Consider the following 18,415-nt stretch of genomic DNA (forward strand, 5'->3'; position numbering starts at 1 on the left):
TGAGTTGACCGCTCCGCGGCCACGGCGGCTTTGGCACGCCCTGCTCGCGACGTTCGTCCTGCTTGCGCTCGACGCGTCGGCGCAGCGGGCGGCGGAGAACGTCGTCCGTTCCGTAGACGATGCATTCGGCGCCAGCGTGGGCGAGGAGCAGATCGGCTTGTACAGCCCGGGCAGCGTGCGGGGCTTCAGCCCGACCAGCGCCGGAAATGTGCGCATCGAGGGTCTGTTCATCGATCGCCAGACGGGCTTCAGCGGGCGCCTCGTCTCCGGCTCCACGATCCGCGCAGGTTTGACGGCGCAAGGCTATCTACTGCCCGCGCCGACGGGCATAGCCGACTTTTCGTTGCGACGCGTCGCCGAGAGCCCTACGCAAAGCGCCATCCTGCGACTCAACGAGTACGGGGGCTACGGCTTCGCCATCGACCTCCAGGGGCGCTTCGCCGATGGCGTCGTGGAAACCACCGGCGGCGTCGGCTTCGATCGCTTCGAATTCGGCGACGGCTCAACAGACAAGTTCGCTACCGTCGGGGGCACCGTGCGCTTGCAACCGCGCCCGCGTGTCGACGTCACGCTGCTCGCCGACTACACGGCCCTGCTCCAAGAGCAAATATCCCCCCGCTACTTCCCGGCAACCGCCGACACGCCGCCTCGCGTGCCCCGTCGGGAGTTCGTCGGACAGTCCTGGGTGGGCTTCGAAGGCGATCGCTACAACGTCGGTCTGATCGCCAAGCTCGAGCCCCGCCTCGTCGACATCGAGCTAGGGCTATTTCGCTCCGGCTTCGATGATGACGGCCAGGCAGGCCAGTTCTTCACCCAGGTACAACCCGACGCGACAGGGCAACGATTGGCATTCCTCGGCCCCGCCCGCGACGCGGTGTCCGATTCCTTGGAGGCGCGCTTCTCCAAGCGCCTGCAGGGCGAGCGACGCTTGCACACCTTCGCCCTCAGCGTACGCGCAAGGCAGCGCGAGCGACGCTTCGGCGGCGGTGTCGAAATCGATCTCGGTGAGGGACGCATCGATGTCGCTAATCCCCTGCCCGAACCCGACGTGACCTTCTCCGAGGTCAGCCGGGAAGAGGTCGATCAGATCACCGGCGGATTGAGCTACGACCTGCGCTGGCAAGGAGTCGGTCAGCTCAACCTAGGCGTTCAGTTCACCGACTACAAACGGGTGCTGAACGACCCTCTCGACAGCCCCGTCACCTCCAACGCCAGCCCAGTGCTCTACAACGCCACCGGCGCCCTCGAACTACGCCCCTGGCTGGTCGCTTACGGCGGCGTCGTGACGGGCTTTGAGGAAAGCCCCACGGCACCGGCGATTTCCCTCAATCGAAATGAGGCGCCGCCAGCGATAGAGACCCGCCAAGCCGATGCGGGCCTGCGCGCAAGGGTGGGGTCCCTCACGGCCGTGGCCGGCGTCTTCTCGATCGAGAAGCCCTTCTTCGGCCTCAACGGCGAACGACTGTTCATCGAGCGTGGCACCGTGACCAATCGGGGCGTGGAGCTGTCACTCGCCGGGTTGGTCACGCCCGAACTGCAGATGGTCGTTGGTACCCTGCTGCTCGATGCCACGCTCACGGGCGACGCCGTGGACGAAGGGGAACTGTCCTCGAACCCCATCGGCGTGGTGCGCCGAGTAACGACCGTAGACCTCGACTATCGGCCGCGTTGGGCATCTGGATGGTCCTTCGACGTGAGCGTCTTCAGCCGTGGGCTCGAGAATGGCGATGAGCTCGATCAGCTGCGCATCCCGGAACGCACTCTGGTAAATCTCGGATTCCGCCGTCAGTTCACCCTTCGCGAGCGCACGCTGGTGCTGCGCGGCAGGTTGAGCAACCTGTTCGATACCTTCGGTTGGAGCGTCAGCGGTAACGGTGCGTTCACCTTCGAGGGACCGCGCGCCTTCACACTGTCTCTCAGAGCGGATTTTTGAGTCTCCACATGTCGTGGACGTGAGTCTGCGCCCCAACGACCGCCTTGATGATCGCCCAGTGCAAGCCCAGCCGCGGCGTCGCCGCCACTAATTCCCAGCAGCGATGAGTATCTTGATGTAAAGTAACTTACTCAGGGAATCGCCGCGACCGGCGCCCACCAGCTCGCAACCACGCCGTCTGCTCCTACCACGAGCACGCCACCGCGTAGCGCGCGTGCTAGACACACCCGGGAGATCGCACATCAACAGCAACCAGCCTATTGATCTGCTCGACGAGCTGCTCGCGGATTGGGCACGCGAACGCCCGGATCTCAACGCCGGCGCCATGGGCGTCGTGGGACGTATCGTCTATCTCGGCGCCCTCCTCGAACAGCAGGCAAACACCGCGCTGAAACCGCTGAGCCTTCGCTATACAGACTTCGATGTCCTCGCCACCCTGCGCCGATCCGGCACGCCCTACAAGCGCACCCCCACAGCGCTACGCCGCTCCGTTTTGATCACCTCCGGCGCCATGACCGCCTGCCTCGATCGCCTTGAGCAAGCCGAGCTAATCGCGCGAGAGCCGGACCCGACGGACCGGCGCGGCACTATCGTAAAGCTCACGCGCAAGGGGCAGCGGACCGTGGACGACGCCGTCGCCGTGCGCTTTCAGGTGGCGCACGAGGCCCTGGGCGGCCTGAACGAGCAGGAGGCGCGCCGGCTGGCGGATCTTCTTCGCAAGCTCTCGCTTACCTTAGCGATCTGACCGGCGCTCAGCCCTTCGCCACGTCCAAACCACCTTCGCTGAAGGGAAACATCTCGCGCAGCTGGATGTTCTCGTAGCGCAGTGCGTCCAGGTGCACGGTGCCTAGGTACGGGCCTGGGGCATCGACGATCATGATCGTCTTCGCGTAGCCGTTATCGTCAAATCCCCGCCGAAAGTGCGCGCGCGATTTCAGTACCCAGGTCGAGTAGCGATCAACACCCTCGATACCGATCGCGCGTACCATGGCGGGCGAGGTAATTTGCACCAGCTGATCGGAAAGCACCAGCAGCGAATCCTGCCCGAAGGCGATGGCGACGTAGCGCTGGCGCTGCTCTCCTGCCCCGTGCTCGTACAGACCCGAGATCGTCCCGGTGATCGGCACCGGCTGGCCGCTCGCGCCGTCCACAACGAACCCTCCTACGGAGCCAACGAACGGATCCCCCGCCCGCGCGTCGCGTTCGAACAGCGCGCTGACCGCACGCTCATCCCGCAAGGTGGCGTAGAGCACGCCGGGCAACCCTTGGCGCAGGATCTCGCGCAGAATATGGGTGGCGTCGCCGGCACGATCGGAGTAATCGGCGAGCACGACGGGCGTGGCACCCGCGTGGGTCGCCTCGAGCGCCTGGGTCACCGCGCGATCGGGCGCCACGATCGGCGTGCTGAACAGCGCGCGTCGTCGGCGCAGCATGTAGTCGCCCATGTCCTCGGCGATGTGCTGGGCCAAGGCGAGATCATCGTTGGTCATGACCTGTACCGTGGCCCCAGCATCGACCGCGTCATTCCAGGGAAAACCGAAGAAAACACTTACGTAGGTATCAGGCTCGCGTGCCTCCCACACTAGCGCACGCTGGATGATGCTCATCCAGGGGTCCTGGCCGGTCCACTGCAGCACCGTCGGCGTGATGATGGGGGGCTTCACGGTGGCGGTCTTGACACGGTAGTCGCCACGGGCCGCACGAATGAGCAGGCGGGCCGCGCGCGCGCCCTGCAATGCGCTGTCGTAGTGGGGGAAATACTTGTAGGCGAGGGAGAAGTCAGCGTGGCGCAGGAACGCCTCGTCCTCGTTGCCGTGGGGGTCGAAGGTGCCGGCGATCGGCACGTCGGGGCCAACCACTTCCCGCACACGGCGGGCTAGCTCTGCCTCGGGCCTTGCGATTCCCTCAACGGCGGCCGCGCCATGCAAACGCAAATACACCGCTTCAAACGGCCCCCGCCGACGAAGATCATGGGCGATCATGCCCGTGTAGTGCTCGAAGGCTTCGGCGGTGATGGCGCCCACGGAGGATCCTCCAATCACCTCGCCAAAGGACCGCAGGGCAACCACCTCGACGCCCGCGTGTTCCTCCGCCACCTGGCGGAAGCTGCGAATCGCGTCGTAGTGCGTGAGCAGGGCATCGCCGTCGAGCACGGCCGGCGCGAAATCGCCCAGACCAGCCCTCGCAGCTGAGAACGTCGTGGCTTCGTGGACGAATTGCGCGACGGCGATTCGCACCGGCTGAGTTTGGGTGTCTCGGGGCATTCGCCTACTCCTCAACCGATCGGAAGGGTCACGCTCCAACGCTTCACTCGCGCGTAGCGGGCCCGTTGGCCAGCCGTCCACACGTGCACCCCCGTGTCCCGTCCCTCCGCGTTCTGCACGATCTGCAAACGGTACTCCCCACCTTCATCCACCAGCGTCTGCTCATCGACTGCATGCAGTCGAACAGGGTCACGCTCTGCGCGCAGCAATCCGACTCGGAACGACTCCTCCCCCATGTAGAGCGCATTGCCCTTCACGAACAATCTGAAGGGTTCTGGCGCGTTGAATCGACCGCGCCAGTCGGCGTCGTCCTCAGGACTGATCGCATCGTACTCAGCGGCGATCGCCACCAGCTGCTCACGCGCAAGGGTGCGGTCGTCGACCAGAACTTCCCGGTGGCTTGGCCAGCCGAACTGGTCGGCGATGGCCCGCAGGAGCTCCTTGTACAACGCTCGACCGTTGGCACCGTTGGTGAAGATGACGACGCCCTCCCCACGATTGGGGTAGACCTCATACCACGCCTTATAGGCATCGTTGGCGCCCGAGTGGACCATGCGGCGATCCCTTCCCGCTCCCTCCAAGCGCGGACCGAGCCCGTGTGGGCTGGGGCCCACTTCCGTAAGGGCATCGCGGGCCAGTGCGGGGGGCAGGAATCCACCTTCAGCCGCCACGGTGCTATCACTCAGCGCCAAGAGCAGGCGCGCGTAGTCCGAGGGCGTGGTCCACAACCCGGAGGCGGCGGTCTCCGCGAACGTGTGCCAACCCCGCGGCAAGGCCGTCGGAGAGCCATGGCGATCGTGGGCGTTGGCGATATTTCCGAAGGAGGCCGGTAAGGGATTCTCATAGGTACTTCGCGACAGTCCCAAAGGGGCGAAGAGCAGTTGCTCCGCCGCGGCCTCGAAGGTCATGTTAGTGACGTCGGCGATCACTAGGGAGGCCACCGTCGTGCCACCGCCGGAATAGCGGGACGTGGCGCCGGGCTCGGAAATCACGCGAATCGGCGCGTTCTTGGCGGGCCCTGAACCGTCGAGGATCTGCAGCAGGCTCGGGATGCGCTCTTGCGGCAGGTAGTCAGCGAAACCGTGCACTGATATGCCCGCGGAGTGTGACAGCAGGCCGCGCAGGGTCACGGGCTTGCCGTTGGCAACCTCAGCAGGGGGTACGCGCCACGACCGGAGGTAGCGGTTCACCTCCGTATCCAGATCGATGCGTCCGTCGCCTACCAGGCGCAGGGCGGTCAGCGCAGCCGCCGTCTTGCTGAGCGATCCCACGGAGAACACCGTTTGCGGATCGACCCGTTCGCTGCCCCCCGATGCGCGCACGCCGTAACCCTTAGCGAGACGTATCTCCCCGCCCTTGATCAACGCGACGGAAACACCCGGCACGCCGTGATGGGCCATGCGCTCTTCGAGGGTCCAGCGTACCGGAGGGTCATCGATCGCGCGCACCGCGGGACGCAGGCCCGATTCAAAGGCCTCACTGGTGGTCTGTCCGTGTACGGCACGGGCGAAAAGCAGCACGAGTCCTAAGAGTGCGATGACGCCCCACCCATGGATTGCCGGGAGGCTGCTCGCGGCTGCTCGGCTGCAATCCCCAGGCGCCGTTGCACGAGAACAGGCAAGAAAGGAACAACGTTGTGAACTGGTCATCAGCAGAATTTTAGGTGGTAGCGATGACTGCAGGGTGCAGGATTTTTATCTTGATATCAAGTTACTTTAGATATAGATTTATTGCCCTCCTCGAATTGCAGGCATCTCGCGTGATCTACTTCATCTGCGAATCAGCAGCCGAACAGTGCGTGGCGCAAGCGGATGTGACCGACGCCGTGGCGAGCGCATTCCGCGCGATGGCCACGGGCCAGGCGCAGAGCTTTCCCGTCGTGCGCCAGGCGCTGGGCTACGCGGACGCCGTGTTCGGCTTCAAATCGGGCTTCGATGCGTCGGCACCGGTCCTGGGCGTCAAGGCGGGCGGCCTATGGCCGGCCAACCGTGATCGAGGGCTCGCCAACCACCAGTCGACCATCCTGCTGTGTGACCCGGACTCCGGTCAGCCGCAGGCACTGGTGTGCGGCACGCACCTCACCGGCCTGCGGACGGCCGCCGCCAGCGCGCTGTCCATTCGGTACCTTGCCCGCGACGACGCCCGCACGCTCGGCGTTCTCGGCGCTGGCGGCCAAGCGGACTTCCAGGTACGCGCGGCGGTGGCTGAGCGCCGCTTCGAGCGCGTGCTCGTAGCCTCGCGGCGCGGTGAGAGCGCACAGCGACTTCGGGAGTCGCTGACAGATCTCGCCGTAGCGGTGGAGGTCTGCGACCCCCAGGCCCTCTGCGAGCAGAGCGATGTGATCATCACCGTCGCGCTGTCATTCGCGCCGATTCTCGACGCCGCCTGGATTCGCCCCGGCACCCATCTGGCCTGCATGGGCACGGACACGCGAGGCAAGCAGGAGGTGGACGCACAGCTATTTCGCGCATGCGCTGCGTTCGGGGATGTGCCAGAGCAGAACGCGACCCTCGGCGAATGCCGGCACGCGGTCGACGAAGGCTGGCTGACGTCTCGTGACATCGTGCCCTTGGGCCGCGTGCTCAGCGCAAAGCACCCAGGGCGAACGCGGCACGATGAGATCACGCTCTTCGACAGCACGGGGGTTGGCTTGCAAGATCTGGCCGCCGCTCGCGTCGCCCTGGACAAAGCCATAGCCGCGGGGGCCGCGATCCCCCTCGATCCAAGGTCATGAATCACAACGCCCTGCTGCCCGAGGGATTCGACGCCCTTGAGACGCCGTGCTTACTGCTCGACCTGCCGCGGATGCGTCGCAACCTCGAGCGGCTCTCCGCTCATATGGAACGCCTCGGCGGCCATCTACGCCCCCATGTGAAAACCCACAAATCCGTGCCCGTCGCGCGCGAAGTGCAGCGCGCGGGCCGGGTGCAGGGCATCACCGTCTCCACCCTGCGCGAGGCGGACTACTTCTTCGCCCACGGCTTCCGCGACATCCTCTACGGTGCAGGCATTACACCTAACAAAATTATTCATGCCGCGGACCTCCTGAAGCAGGGCTGCCGCTTGCAGCTGACGGTCGACTCCCCCGAGATGGCCCAGGCGTGTGCCCAGGCCGGCGAAGCCCAGGGCGTGACCTTTCCCATCATGATCGAACTCGACACCGACGGCCATCGCGCGGGGGCCCTGCCGCGCAGCGATAGGCTTATCGAGGTGGGCCGCCTGCTCCACAGCGCTCGGCACACCGAGCTCGCGGGGGTGATGACGCACGCCGGCGAATCCTACGGCTGCGACACCGCCCAGGCGCGCAAGCACTTGGCCCAGCAGGAACGGGACCGATCGCTGCTCGCTGCCTCGCGCTTGCGCGACGCTGGCCTTCCGTGCCCGGTGGTGTCTGTCGGCTCAACGCCCACCGCTTTCGCGATCGACGATTTGCAGGGCGTCACCGAAGTGCGCGCCGGGGTCTACACCTTCTTCGACCTCGTCATGGCGGGTATCGGTATGTGCTCGCTGGAGGACATCGCCTTAAGCGTGCTGGTGAGCGTGAGCGGGTACCAGCGAGAGCGTAACTGGCTCATTACCGATGGCGGCTGGACCGCCCTGTCGCGCGATCGAGGGACCCAAAGCCAGCGGGTGGATCAGGGCTACGGCGTGGTCACCGATCGCAACGGCACCCCGCTGCAAGACCTCGTCGTGGTCTCGACCAATCAGGAGCACGGTGTCGTATCGCGCCGCGAGGGTGACGCCCCCCTGCCATGGCAGGAGCTTCCGATCGGCTCCCTCTTGCAGGTGCTACCCAACCACGCCTGCGCGACCGCCGCGCAGTACTCACACTTTCATGTCGTTGAAGACGGCGAGATCATCGATCGATGGGAGCGACTGTATGGCAGTTAATCGCGCAGGGACGGAGCAGACGACAAGATCATGGACCCGCGTACTATCGTATTCATTAGTAAAACTCGGCCTAGCACTAGTGAGCACTATGGCCACCGCAGCCCCAGCCCTCAAGCAGGTGGCCGTCGAACTCGATAGCGGCGAGTCCATCACCCTCGAGGAGGGGCACATTGACGTACCCGAGAACCGCGCTGATGAGAACGCCAGGACGATCAGTATCGGGTTTCGGCGGGTGCCGGCCCTCGCGGGAACTCAGGGAGCGCCGACGTTCCTGCTCGCGGGCGGACCAGGGTCCTCCTACAACCAGCAACTGGAGGACGGCGGCTACCTGCAGGAGGACAAGGCCCGCCTGATCCGGCTCTTTCAGCCCCATGGCGATGTGATTATCGTGGACCTTCGGGGCGGCTACCTCTCCACACCCCACGCCGAATGCACGGGTCCTCGTCAGAAGTGGCGGGTGATCAAGACCCAAGCGCAGTTCCTGGATCTGTGGCAAGCATCGGCAGCCGCCTGCCGGGAGAAGCTCCTAGACGAGGGGTTCGATCTCGATGGCTACACGGTGCTCGAAGCGGCGGCCGACGTGCTCGCCGTGGCCGACGCCCTCGGCTACGACCAGCTGGGCCTCTTCGGCATCAGCTTCGGCTCCCATTGGGCGATCACCCTGGCCCGGGTGGCACCGACGCGCATCAGCCACATGATCATCTCCGGCGTGGAGGGCCTGGATGAGACCGTCGACGACCCGATCGCCACCACCGCCGCCCTCGAGCGCATCGCCGGCTCCGCCCGAGGGGCTTGGAACGGTGCGCACGGCTTCGACAATCCCCTGCAGGCTGCGACCGGGCTGATCGAAACGCCACCGCGTGAACGGCCTGTCTCTCGCGGTCTCACGCCGTACGAGCTCGGTACAAGCTTGCGCGGGGGCTTGGACTACAGCCTGACCAAGCGTCGCCATATGACCGACTGGCCGGCCGAGTACGCCAAGCTTCTCAAGGGCGCCTTCTTCATGACTCAGGCCAGACGCCTGCTGATCTCCTGGAACATCGGCAAGGGCTGGGGCCCGGCGGCCCTCGGCACCTTCGATTGCACCTCCTGGATCAGCGACGCCCGAGCCGAGCGCTTGCGGCAAGGGCAGCAACCCTTCGCCAGCGATCTCGCCACCTATGAGGCCTATTGCCGCGGCTGGCAGATCACACCCCTGCCCGCCTGGTTCCGTGAGCCCTTCCAAAGCCCCGTGCGAGCCCTATTCATCCACGGCAACTGGGACACGGCCACCCCCATAGAGAATGCCTACGCCGCCTTCCCGAACTTCCCCAATGCCTCGCTCACGGTAGTCGAGCGCGGCTCCCACGCCGCATTCCACGAAGCGCTGGTCGCCGATCCGCAGCTTGCCATTGCCATTGGCGAGTGGCTCGAAGGCGGCACTGCCCCGCCCGCCACGATCACCCTTCCCGTCCCCGAGTTCGCGCGGGCCACCGTGGGCATACCGCGTGAGCGCCGATGAGGACCCTGCCATGACTGTGCTCAAGCGTCTGCTGCTAGGCGGTGGAGTCGTCTTGCTAGGGGTGGGTGCGCTCGCCTACGCCGCGCTCTGGTGGCGACCGATCAACGTCAACCTCTACATCAACAAGATCACGCTGCAGTTCATGCTGAGTTCGCCGGAACTGCTCACACAGATCGGGGCGATCGACAACACGCCTCTCGACTTTCACTCCGGCCGCCTCGCCAGCTACACGGCGGAGCAGGATGAGAAGACGCGCAGGCTCCTGCGCAGCGCCCTCGAGGGCCTAGATCGCTACGGGCCGGAGGGTCTCGAGGGGCAGGACCTTTGGAGCTGGAAAATCGCGGCTTGGTTCTTCGAGAGCCTGCTTCGGCAAGCCGAGCTCGACCCCTTCGGCTATCGCGTCAATCAGCTCACCGGCGTGACGATCGCCCTCCCCGCCCTACTGACAGATGCACACAAGATAGAGAGCGCAAAGAGCGTAGAGCGCTACTTGAGCCGCCTCAGCGAGTTTGCCCGGGTGCTGCGCGAGGTGACCGCACGGGTGCAGCGAGATCGCGAAGGTGGCGTGCGCCCTCCGGATTTCATTATCGATAAGACCCTTGAGGGCATGCGCAACTTCACAGCGGCAGAGGCGCCGGACAACGTGCTGGTGAGCTCCCTGGCCCGCCGCCTGGAAGCCGCCAAGCGTTTCGGTGAGGCCACCCAGTACGCCTACCTGGCGCGAGCGACAGAGCGGGTCCGAACCGAGGTCATTCCCGCCTACGATGAGCTCATCGAGCTGTTCGAGGCGATGCGCCCCGAGAGCGACCATCACGCGGGTATCTGGCGCATTCCAAACGGTGCGGCGATCTACGCTGCCGCCCTGGAGGCGAACACCACCACTAAGCTCTCGGCTGATGAGCTGCATCGCATCGGCCTCGATGAAATCGCGCGCATTCAAGGAGAGATGGACACGATCCTGGTCAGCCAAGGGCTCAGCGAGGGCACGGTGGCCGAGCGCATGCAGCAGCTGAGCGAGGATCCGGCGAACCTGTTTAGCAACGATGAATCAGGTCGCAGCGCCATGATCGCCTACGCGCATGCCCTAGACGCCAAGCTGATGGAGTCAATCGGTACGTACTTCAATACGCTGCCGCCCCAGCCAGTGGAGATTCTGCGCGTCCCCGAGTACGCGGAAGCATCCTCTAGCACGGGCTACTATCGACCACCCGCCTTGGACGGGTCCAGGCCAGGTCGCTTCTACATCAACCAGCGCGATACTGCGGAGATTCCGAGGTTCGCGCTCCCGACGCTCATGTACCATGAGGCCTCGCCCGGCCATCACTTCCAGGGGGCCCTCGCCCAGCTGATCGACGGCGTGCCGTTTCTGCGCACGGTGCCCGCCTTCAATGCCTATGTCGAAGGATGGGCTTTGTACAGCGAGCGACTGGTGGCCGAAGACATCGGCGTGTACGCGGACGATCCCCTGGGCGACCTCGGCAGGCTGCAGATGGAGCTTTTCCGCGCCACCCGCTTGGTCGTGGACACGGGTCTACACGCCAAGCGTTGGTCGCGCGAGCAAGCCGTCGAATACCTCGGCGCTCAGACCGGACTGCCCGACGGTCGCGTGGAGCGCGAGATCGACCGCTACGCCGTGAACCCGGGGCAGGCGACGGGCTACAAGACGGGACAGCTGGCGATCCTGCGAATGCGCGAGCGAGCCGAGCGGGCCTTAGGCGAGGAATTCAACCTACGCGACTTCCACGACGTGCTCCTGCTCAATGGCGCCATGCCGCTGGGCGTGTTGGATGAGATCGTGGACGGCTGGATCCAAACACAGGGCAGTCAGCAGAGCCGCTAGAGTGATGAGATGAGCGAACAGGCACTCCCCACCTTCGCGGACATCGAGGCCGCCGCCGCGCGACTACGCGGGGTGGCGCAACGCACGCCGACGCTTCGCAACGACCACCTGGATCGCGCGGTGGGCCGCCGCACGGCGATCAAGCCCGAACTGCTGCAAGTGGCGGGCAGCTTCAAGTTCCGCGGCGCCTACAATCGCATCAGTCAGCTGTCGGCGGCGGAGAAGGCGAGCGGCGTCATCGCGTGGTCGTCGGGCAATCACGCGCAGGGCGTGGCGGCCGCAGCCGCGTTGTGCGGGGTTCGCGCGCGGATTGTCATGCCGGCAGACGCACCAGCCATCAAGCTCGACAACACCCGCGCCTTGGGTGCTGAGCTTGTCACCTACGATCGGCGTACCGAGTCCCGCGAGGACATCGCCCACGCCCTGGCAGCGCGCGACGGCGGCGTTATCGTGCCCTCCTTCGACGATCCCCACATCATCGCGGGCCAAGGCACGGTGGGTCTTGAGTTGTTCCAAGACCTGACCTCACAAGGCGAACAGGTAGATGCGCTGCTCGTGTGCTGCGGAGGCGGCGGACTCATCGCAGGCTGCGCCCTAGCGGCGCAGGCACTCAGCCCACACACACACTTATTCGCCGTGGAGCCGGCGCACTACGACGATCACGCGCGCTCCCTGCAGTCCGGCCAGCGAGAGGAGGCCAATACGCGACAGGCCTCTATCTGCGACGCCCTGCTCGCTCCACGTCCAGGCGCCTTGACCTTCGCCGTCAACCAGCCGCGGTTGCGAGGCGGGCTGGTGGTGACCGAAGACGAAGTGCGCAACGCCATGCGCTATGCCTTTACGCGACTGAAGCTCGTGGTGGAGCCCGGCGGCGCTGTCGCCCTGGCCGCACTGCTCAGTGACAAGTTGGATGCTGCCTACGAGCGCGTCGCCATCGTGCTGAGCGGCGGCAACGTAGACCCCCGGCTCTTCGCGGCGATCCTCCAGGGCCGCGACGAAACGCGCTAGTTTCTCGCCCTAAGCGCTGGAATGGCGCGACCGATCTGTCCAAACGCCGCCTCACGCTCGTGGGGCAGCGGGATCGCTTGAGATCATGGGAGCACGACGCGGTGGCGAACGCCGCCATCGTGCACAAACACACTCCCTCAGCGTCACCCCTCAGCCACCCGCAAGGCACGATCCGCCGCCTACGTGAGCATCAAGGAGCAATCGCAAGACATGGACCGACTACGAGTGTTCGGTAGCCTGCTCACCCTAACCGTCGCAACGGCAACGGCCGCCCACCCATCGAGCGAAGGCGCGCACGGCGGCCACGCGAGGGTAGAGATCGACGATCCCCATCACCATCTAGACGCCAAGCCCTGGACATCCCTCGACGTGCTCGATGGCCCGGAGAGGTTCCAGTTCCTGGTCGTGACCGATCGCACCGGCGGCGCCCGGGCAGGCGTGTTCGCGCAGGCAGCGCAGAAGATCGATCTCCTGCAGCCGGCCTTCGTGATGTCCGTAGGCGATTTCATCGAAGGCTATACGGACGACGAAGCTGTTCTGCATGAGCAGTGGAACGCGTTCGATGCGATCGTCGACCGTATCGATGCGCCCTTCTTCTACACCCCCGGCAACCACGACTGGCAAAACAGAGCGATGGCGCAGGTGTGGACCGAGCGCCTAGGCAAGAGCTTCTATCACTTCCGCTACAAGGACACGCTCTTCATCGTCCTGAACTCGGAGCTCTTCGACCGTCGGCACGCCCCCTGGTGGCGACGCGAGTGGACGCAGCTGTTCGCCGCCGAACAGGCCGAGCAGCTCACCTACCTGGAGCGGGTGCTGGGCACTCACCAGGACGTGCGCTGGACCTTCGTGTTCGTCCACAAACCCTATTGGCGCCAAAGATGGGCGCATCCGCCTAAGGGTGAGAGCAGCCCAGCGGAGGGTCCGTGGCCAAAGCACAACTACAGACCTCCCGAGTGGATCGAGGTAGAAGCGATGCTCGACGATCGCAACTACACAATCTTCGCAGGCCACCTGCACACCTACGAGTTCGACGACAGCAGCAGCGACGCCGAGCACACACACGAGAAGATCGCCCTCGCCACCACAGGCGGGGTGAGCGCCCTACGGGGGGTCGAGTACGGCGAGTTCGATCACATGGTATGGGTGACGATGACGCGCGACGGCCCGGTCATCGCCAACCTACTGCAGCACGGGATTCTGCCGAAGGTGTTCCCCATGGCGAAGCAGCGCCCGTACTGGGTGGACTGAGCGAGAGGCGTATCGTTTGCACCGACACCGACACCGGTGACCTATTGGGCGACACCGTGCGAAGGCCACGGACGGTGTCTGTCGCCCATTGCCTCAGGGTTTCAAGCGGCCCGGCAGCTTCTAGTTGGGGCGCTGAGTGAGCTCCTCGCGATCAGCTCTTCTTGCGCACGTACAAGACCAGGCTGTGGTCCTCGATCTCATAGCCGTACTTGTCAGCGATCTCATGCTGAATTCGTTCGATGTCATCGTTGACGAACTCGATCACCTCACCGGTCTCGACACACACCATGTGGTCATGGTGCTCACCCTCGTCGAGTTCGAACACGGAATGACCGCCCTCGAAGTTGTGCCGAGTGACTAGCCCCGCGCCCTCGAACTGGGTAAGCACCCGGTAAACGGTGGCGAGACCGATCTCTTCGCCCGAATCGAGCAATGCTTTGTAGATGTCCTCAGCGCTGAGATGGCGCTGCTCACTGCTCTCGAGAATCTCGAGAATCTTCAGGCGCGGCAGTGTGACTTTGAGGCCAGCCTTGCGCAGGTCTTTCTGTTGCAGCATAGGGAGGGTCCTTGGCGCGGCCTTGGCCGCTGGCGATGGGTCGGAGAGTATGGCTGATCACCCGTCCCGACACCATTGGCCGGCGAGACGATGCGCCTTGTGCATAGCGCCGCTTGTTCTTGCGCCCAACCGTTCCCCAGGAAGGTAGGCAGCCCGCGGGCGCTTGACGTACCACGTCGCCCAAATCGCCTGGCATCGAGGCGATAAAATAGGGTCGCAGGCGCGGGGTGCCAAGCGCGAGCGTCAGCTTTTTTGTGGTTGGCGAGCGCGCTTAGCCCCGCGTCGGCCGTCGTCCCCCTGAATGCTCATCGATGCACCTTTAAATGCGATCAATTATCATTCATGCTCTGATTCGATTCGCGTAACCTCGCCGTCGAAAAGGAAGCCACATCATGCTGAAGCGCCTCATTTTGCTCATGGTGATCGCCGTCGTCCCGGCTGCCGTCGCTAGCGGGGCCACGCTGCTGAGCGTTGATCTCGCCGTACAAGATCAGATGACGATCACGGCCACGGACGGCCTGTCCGCGGCGACTATCACCGATTCTGACCAAGTTGGGATCTATCTTGCTGGTATCTTCGGGAACTCGTTCATAGGCCCGGGTGTTTTCGGGATCTCCGTGAGCGGCGACCTGGTCAGCGCTCAAGACAACCCCAGCGGGTTTCCGCTGTTGTTCGCCGATACCGCGGGCGGTGCGGGACTGAACGTCTGGAATTACGCCGACGGCGCCGACAGCAGCTTCGTCACCGGCGAACTCGCCTTCGCCGGGTCGGCCACTTGGAGCCTCGATCCGGCCAACGGCGCGTACCAGGCGCTGCTTGATGGTGCCCGCTCTGGTGACATCTACTTCGCTGCCTTTTCAGACGCCGGACTAGGGGATGCCGTGGTCATTGGGCAGTGGGCAGTCGCGGCGGTGCCCGTGCCTGGGGCACTCTGGTTGCTCGCTTCTGCGCTCGCAGGCATTGGCGTTCTGCGCCGAAAGCGATAGCCTACGCGGCCCGGTTCAAAATTGAGTGCGCATGGGCCCCCTGGACGACCGCCGTCGGGGGCGCCATTCGCGCTGTCGATTTCCTAGGAGAGAGCTGATGAAACCCGAGATTCACCCCGAGTATCGAGAGGTGGTGTTCCACGATACGAGCGCGGACGAGTACTTCGTCGTCGGCTCGACGCTGAAGACCAAGCAGACGATCGAGTACGAGGGCAAGACCTACCCCTACATGACCATCGACGTGTCGAGCGCATCGCATCCGTACTACACGGGCAAACACCGCGTTGCCGAGAAAGACGGGCGCATCGCCAAGTTCAACAAGCGCTACAAGCGAAAAGCCTCGGAGACGTAGCCGCTCACCCCAGCGGGTGACGGTCACGTACGCCCGCGCTGCGCGGTGCCAAGTCGCGCACCTCCTCAAACACCTGCGCCAGCGCGAGCAGGCTGAAGTCCGTAAACGGCAATCCGGCAAACGATATATTGCCGCGGGGTACACCATCGGGACCTGACGCGACGGGCACCGACACCTCCGGCAAGCCAAGCCAGTTCACAAAAGACAGGGGCGTGCGGCCGCTCGGCCATGACTCGCCGCCGCGCAGCGCCTCATGATTGAGGGTCGGCCACACCATGGCATCCAGCTTGCGCTCCGCGCAGAAGCGCTCGAGCTCTGCCACCAGGGCGTCGCGCCGCTCGGCGTACGCCAGGCCCTGCGCGGACTCCTCGTACGGCGTTTGCGCCATGGCCAATACGGCCTCGGGCTCGGCGGGCAGGTCGCTGTAGAACTCCCGATAGGCGGGCAACGCCAAGGGCAACAGCTGCGCTGCGCCCTGCGGCCGTCTATCCAGATAGCGAACCAGCGCATTCGCACTCGCTCGCGTACCGAAGGGGCTTGCGCCAGCCGCCTGCAGACGGGCCGACAGGTTGTCGATAGTGGTGGGTGGGTCGATCGGCATGATGGTGGCGCCAGCCGCCTGCAGGCGCTCGAGGGCGTCTTGAAAGGCCGCCGCTTGGGTAGCGGGTAGTGCATCGAGGCCCGCATGGGCCTTGACGAGCCCAAGGCGCACATCCGCCAGCCCCTCCCATGAAGAAGGATAGGCGACAGTACCGGTGGCGCGCAGCGAAAACGCGTCGGAGCTATCCGGGCCCGCCATCACCGAGAGGACGCGCGCGGCGACACGCGCGTTGGTAGCCATCGGGCCGTGGCAGTCGATCCACGGCCAGGTCGGGACCACCCCTGAGCGGGGCACGAGGCCGAAGGTCGTCTTGACGCCAACGACGCCACAGTAGTGTGCGGGGATGCGGTTCGAACCCCCATCGTCCGTGCCGAAGGCCGCGTCACAATAGCCAGCGGCGACCGCCGCCGCTCCCCCGCCACTGGACCCACCAGCGATACGCTCGCGGTCGGGATAACGCGGGTTCCACACCTGCCCCGTAGCGCTTGCCAAGCCTGCGCCGCCATAGGCGAAGTCATCGGCAGCGCCCTTGCCCAAAAGGGCCGCCCCTGCCGCGCGCACACGCGCGACCGCCAGCGCGTCTTCGCTCGCCGGTGCGGTAAACAGCCGTGCCCAGGTGCTGTTGGATCCGTCCGTCGCCACGCCCGCCACGTCGAAGGTGGATTTGGCAAGAACCGTGAGCCCGGTGAGCGCTCCCGCGGCCGATCCAGCGCTCGCTGCCTGGTCTATGCGCCCGGCGTCCTCCAGGACTTGGGGATTCAGCCAGGCGATCGCCTGCAGAGCCTGATCGCGGGCCATGATGCGACCCAAGGATTGCCTGACCGAGTCAACTGCAGTACTAGGCTGGGAGTCATCGCCGGAGGCCGCATACCACGGCTGCGGCTCGGCCGACGGCGGCACCATGCTCGCCACGTACAGGCCACCCGCAGCCTTCAGCACCTCCCTGCGTCGTATGGTCATAGCATCCTCCGACGAAGGTCAGGGCCGTAGAAGGCCTGCCAGTACGCAGTGTCCACGTCTGCGTTCGGGTGAAGCTCCGGTCGCTCCCAGCTGAAGATCGTCACGACATCGCCCGCCGTGACGTCGGTCTTCCGATCACCGAGATCGATCATCATATGGTTGTAGTTTCTGCCCTCGGTGGCATCGTAGAGTCGTCCCCGGATCTCGACGCGCTTTGCACGATCACGCGCGGGATAGTAGCGAAGCCCGTCATGGACCCCAATGCCGATGGTGGCGAAGTAGCGAGGCGCTGTCAGCTCGATGGGTAAGCCGGCGATGGACCCATGGTCTGGCGCGAGTTTCTCCACGCGCAATACGCGGGTCATCAGGCGGTGCGCGACCCGAAGATCGATCCGACTCGCCTGCCATCGACTCGCACTCGGGTACACCCCGTAGACGATCAACCCCGGTCGCGTAGCGTTACATCCCTCCAGCGCCTGCGGCCGCCCTAAGATCGGACCGGAATGAGGTGCGTGGGTGATCGAGGGTTGCAGGCCAGCCGCGGCGATCTGCCTAAGCGATGCATTAAAGCGTTCGATCTGCAGGGCGATCACGGCGTCCTCGTCCACGTAGTAGGTCGATACGCCCTCGAGCAGCAGATAGTCGGCCTCGGCGAGCGCACTGGCCCAACGCGACGCCTCACTGTAGAGCGCGCCCATTCGTCCATAGCCCGTATCGATCTCCAGGTGAATCGGGATGGGGCGCTTGAGGGCCATAGCCAGCGGGGCCAACATCGCAACTTCATCGAGCGAGGTGAGCGATAGCCTGACGCCGCGGGATGCCAGCGCCGCCGCCGTCGGTGGATCTACCCTAGCCCCCATCAGCAGTACCGGTTTGCGGACGCCAGCGTCGACCAAGCGCAGCGCTTGCGCCGGTCGTACGACCATGGTGCCCCACACCGCCGGCGCCTCGTCCAGCACCTTGGCGACCGCTACGTCACCGAGGCCATAGCCGTTGGTCTTGACCACGGCGACGATCTGGCGACCACCGGTGGCCTCGCTGATCACCGAAGCGTTGTGCTTGAGCGCCTCTGCACGCGCCTCGATCCACGGTATGTAGTGACCGGTGTTCGTCTCGGCTGTCGATGCCGCTTCCTGAGGGCCTGAGCGTGCCCGCGAACCGACCAGAAGGGTCGCCGCGAGAGCCGACTGCCCAAAGGCTCGGCGCGTTACCGTTCCGGTCGTGCTGTCTTTCCCACTCATCGCCCCCTCCCTGGAATCATGGCGCCGCGAT

The 18,415-nt window shown here is 65.0% G+C and carries 15 protein-coding genes; 10 read left to right on the forward strand and 5 right to left on the reverse strand.

Annotated features, from left to right (window positions below; all coding sequences use genetic code 11):
• Positions 1-4 precede the first annotated feature (4 nt).
• Positions 5-1,933, forward strand: coding sequence for a TonB-dependent receptor (locus tag AAGA68_16270; protein ID MEM9386615.1), 1,929 nt, complete (start codon positions 5-7; stop codon positions 1,931-1,933).
• A 214-nt stretch (positions 1,934-2,147) separates the two neighbouring features.
• On the forward strand, positions 2,148-2,678 hold the full coding sequence (locus tag AAGA68_16275) for a MarR family transcriptional regulator (protein ID MEM9386616.1): 531 nt from the start codon (positions 2,148-2,150) through the stop codon (positions 2,676-2,678).
• A gap of 7 nt (positions 2,679-2,685) precedes the next feature.
• Here AAGA68_16275 and AAGA68_16280 read toward each other — a convergent pair whose 3' ends face one another.
• Both AAGA68_16280 and AAGA68_16285 read right to left on the reverse strand, forming a co-directional pair.
• Positions 2,686-4,197 (reverse strand): M81 family metallopeptidase, encoded by a 1,512-nt coding sequence (locus tag AAGA68_16280; GenBank protein MEM9386617.1) that lies wholly within the window; start codon positions 4,195-4,197, stop codon positions 2,686-2,688.
• A gap of 11 nt (positions 4,198-4,208) precedes the next feature.
• Positions 4,209-5,717 carry a serine hydrolase domain-containing protein gene (locus AAGA68_16285; GenBank protein MEM9386618.1) on the reverse strand — a complete coding sequence of 503 codons (1,509 nt, stop codon included), beginning with the start codon at positions 5,715-5,717 and terminating at the stop codon, positions 4,209-4,211.
• 239 nt (positions 5,718-5,956) lie between these two features.
• Between AAGA68_16285 and AAGA68_16290 the strand changes: the two genes are divergently transcribed.
• The 6 genes from AAGA68_16290 (at position 5,957) to AAGA68_16315 (ending at position 13,688) form a co-directional block, all read left to right on the forward strand.
• Complete coding sequence (locus tag AAGA68_16290; protein ID MEM9386619.1) at positions 5,957-6,931, forward strand: ornithine cyclodeaminase family protein; 975 nt, start codon at positions 5,957-5,959, stop codon at positions 6,929-6,931.
• Positions 6,928-8,088: an alanine racemase gene (locus AAGA68_16295; protein MEM9386620.1), complete on the forward strand. Its 1,161-nt coding sequence runs from the start codon at positions 6,928-6,930 to the stop codon at positions 8,086-8,088. The genes AAGA68_16290 and AAGA68_16295 overlap by 4 nt, the downstream gene beginning before the upstream one ends.
• A gap of 88 nt (positions 8,089-8,176) precedes the next feature.
• On the forward strand, positions 8,177-9,589 hold the full coding sequence (locus AAGA68_16300) for an alpha/beta fold hydrolase (protein ID MEM9386621.1): 1,413 nt from the start codon (positions 8,177-8,179) through the stop codon (positions 9,587-9,589).
• A gap of 10 nt (positions 9,590-9,599) precedes the next feature.
• Positions 9,600-11,429, forward strand: coding sequence for a DUF885 domain-containing protein (locus AAGA68_16305; GenBank protein ID MEM9386622.1), 1,830 nt, complete (start codon positions 9,600-9,602; stop codon positions 11,427-11,429).
• Positions 11,430-11,438: 9 nt separating this feature from the next.
• Positions 11,439-12,437, forward strand: coding sequence for a threonine/serine dehydratase (locus AAGA68_16310; protein MEM9386623.1), 999 nt, complete (start codon positions 11,439-11,441; stop codon positions 12,435-12,437).
• Between the two features lie 210 nt (positions 12,438-12,647).
• Positions 12,648-13,688, forward strand: coding sequence for a metallophosphoesterase (locus AAGA68_16315; GenBank protein ID MEM9386624.1), 1,041 nt, complete (start codon positions 12,648-12,650; stop codon positions 13,686-13,688).
• Between the two features lie 151 nt (positions 13,689-13,839).
• Here AAGA68_16315 and fur read toward each other — a convergent pair whose 3' ends face one another.
• The gene (gene fur, locus AAGA68_16320) at positions 13,840-14,244 is read right to left on the reverse strand and encodes a ferric iron uptake transcriptional regulator (GenBank protein ID MEM9386625.1); all 405 of its coding nucleotides are present in this window, start codon (positions 14,242-14,244) and stop codon (positions 13,840-13,842) included.
• A 392-nt stretch (positions 14,245-14,636) separates the two neighbouring features.
• Between fur and AAGA68_16325 the strand changes: the two genes are divergently transcribed.
• Both AAGA68_16325 and AAGA68_16330 read left to right on the forward strand, forming a co-directional pair.
• A complete protein-coding gene (locus AAGA68_16325) occupies positions 14,637-15,230 on the forward strand; it encodes a hypothetical protein (GenBank protein ID MEM9386626.1) in 594 nt (197 codons plus the stop codon).
• Positions 15,231-15,327: 97 nt separating this feature from the next.
• Positions 15,328-15,582 (forward strand): type B 50S ribosomal protein L31, encoded by a 255-nt coding sequence (locus tag AAGA68_16330; protein MEM9386627.1) that lies wholly within the window; start codon positions 15,328-15,330, stop codon positions 15,580-15,582.
• A 4-nt stretch (positions 15,583-15,586) separates the two neighbouring features.
• Here AAGA68_16330 and AAGA68_16335 read toward each other — a convergent pair whose 3' ends face one another.
• Positions 15,587-17,143, reverse strand: a complete 1,557-nt coding sequence (locus tag AAGA68_16335; GenBank protein MEM9386628.1) for an amidase — start codon at positions 17,141-17,143, stop codon at positions 15,587-15,589.
• Positions 17,140-18,384 (reverse strand): alanine racemase, encoded by a 1,245-nt coding sequence (locus AAGA68_16340; protein MEM9386629.1) that lies wholly within the window; start codon positions 18,382-18,384, stop codon positions 17,140-17,142. The genes AAGA68_16335 and AAGA68_16340 overlap by 4 nt, the downstream gene beginning before the upstream one ends.
• Positions 18,385-18,415 lie beyond the last annotated feature (31 nt).

The organism is Pseudomonadota bacterium (genome assembly GCA_039193195.1).
Lineage (GTDB): Bacteria > Pseudomonadota > Gammaproteobacteria > Steroidobacterales > JBCBZW01 > JBCBZW01.

What these genes read in the sequence shown, in the direction of transcription:
- AAGA68_16300 (MEM9386621.1), top strand. Translation starts at nt 8,177, where the DNA reads ATGGCCACCGCAGCCCCAGCCCTCAAGCAGGTGGCCGTCGAACTCGAT.
- AAGA68_16315 (MEM9386624.1), top strand. Translation starts at nt 12,648, where the DNA reads ATGGACCGACTACGAGTGTTCGGTAGCCTGCTCACCCTAACCGTCGCA.
- AAGA68_16280 (MEM9386617.1), bottom strand. Translation starts at nt 4,197, where the DNA reads ATGCCCCGAGACACCCAAACTCAGCCGGTGCGAATCGCCGTCGCGCAA.
- AAGA68_16340 (MEM9386629.1), bottom strand. Translation starts at nt 18,384, where the DNA reads ATGAGTGGGAAAGACAGCACGACCGGAACGGTAACGCGCCGAGCCTTT.
- AAGA68_16325 (MEM9386626.1), top strand. Translation starts at nt 14,637, where the DNA reads ATGCTGAAGCGCCTCATTTTGCTCATGGTGATCGCCGTCGTCCCGGCT.
- AAGA68_16335 (MEM9386628.1), bottom strand. Translation starts at nt 17,143, where the DNA reads ATGACCATACGACGCAGGGAGGTGCTGAAGGCTGCGGGTGGCCTGTAC.
- AAGA68_16305 (MEM9386622.1), top strand. Translation starts at nt 9,600, where the DNA reads ATGACTGTGCTCAAGCGTCTGCTGCTAGGCGGTGGAGTCGTCTTGCTA.
- AAGA68_16330 (MEM9386627.1), top strand. Translation starts at nt 15,328, where the DNA reads ATGAAACCCGAGATTCACCCCGAGTATCGAGAGGTGGTGTTCCACGAT.
- AAGA68_16310 (MEM9386623.1), top strand. Translation starts at nt 11,439, where the DNA reads ATGAGCGAACAGGCACTCCCCACCTTCGCGGACATCGAGGCCGCCGCC.
- fur (MEM9386625.1), bottom strand. Translation starts at nt 14,244, where the DNA reads ATGCTGCAACAGAAAGACCTGCGCAAGGCTGGCCTCAAAGTCACACTG.
- AAGA68_16295 (MEM9386620.1), top strand. Translation starts at nt 6,928, where the DNA reads ATGAATCACAACGCCCTGCTGCCCGAGGGATTCGACGCCCTTGAGACG.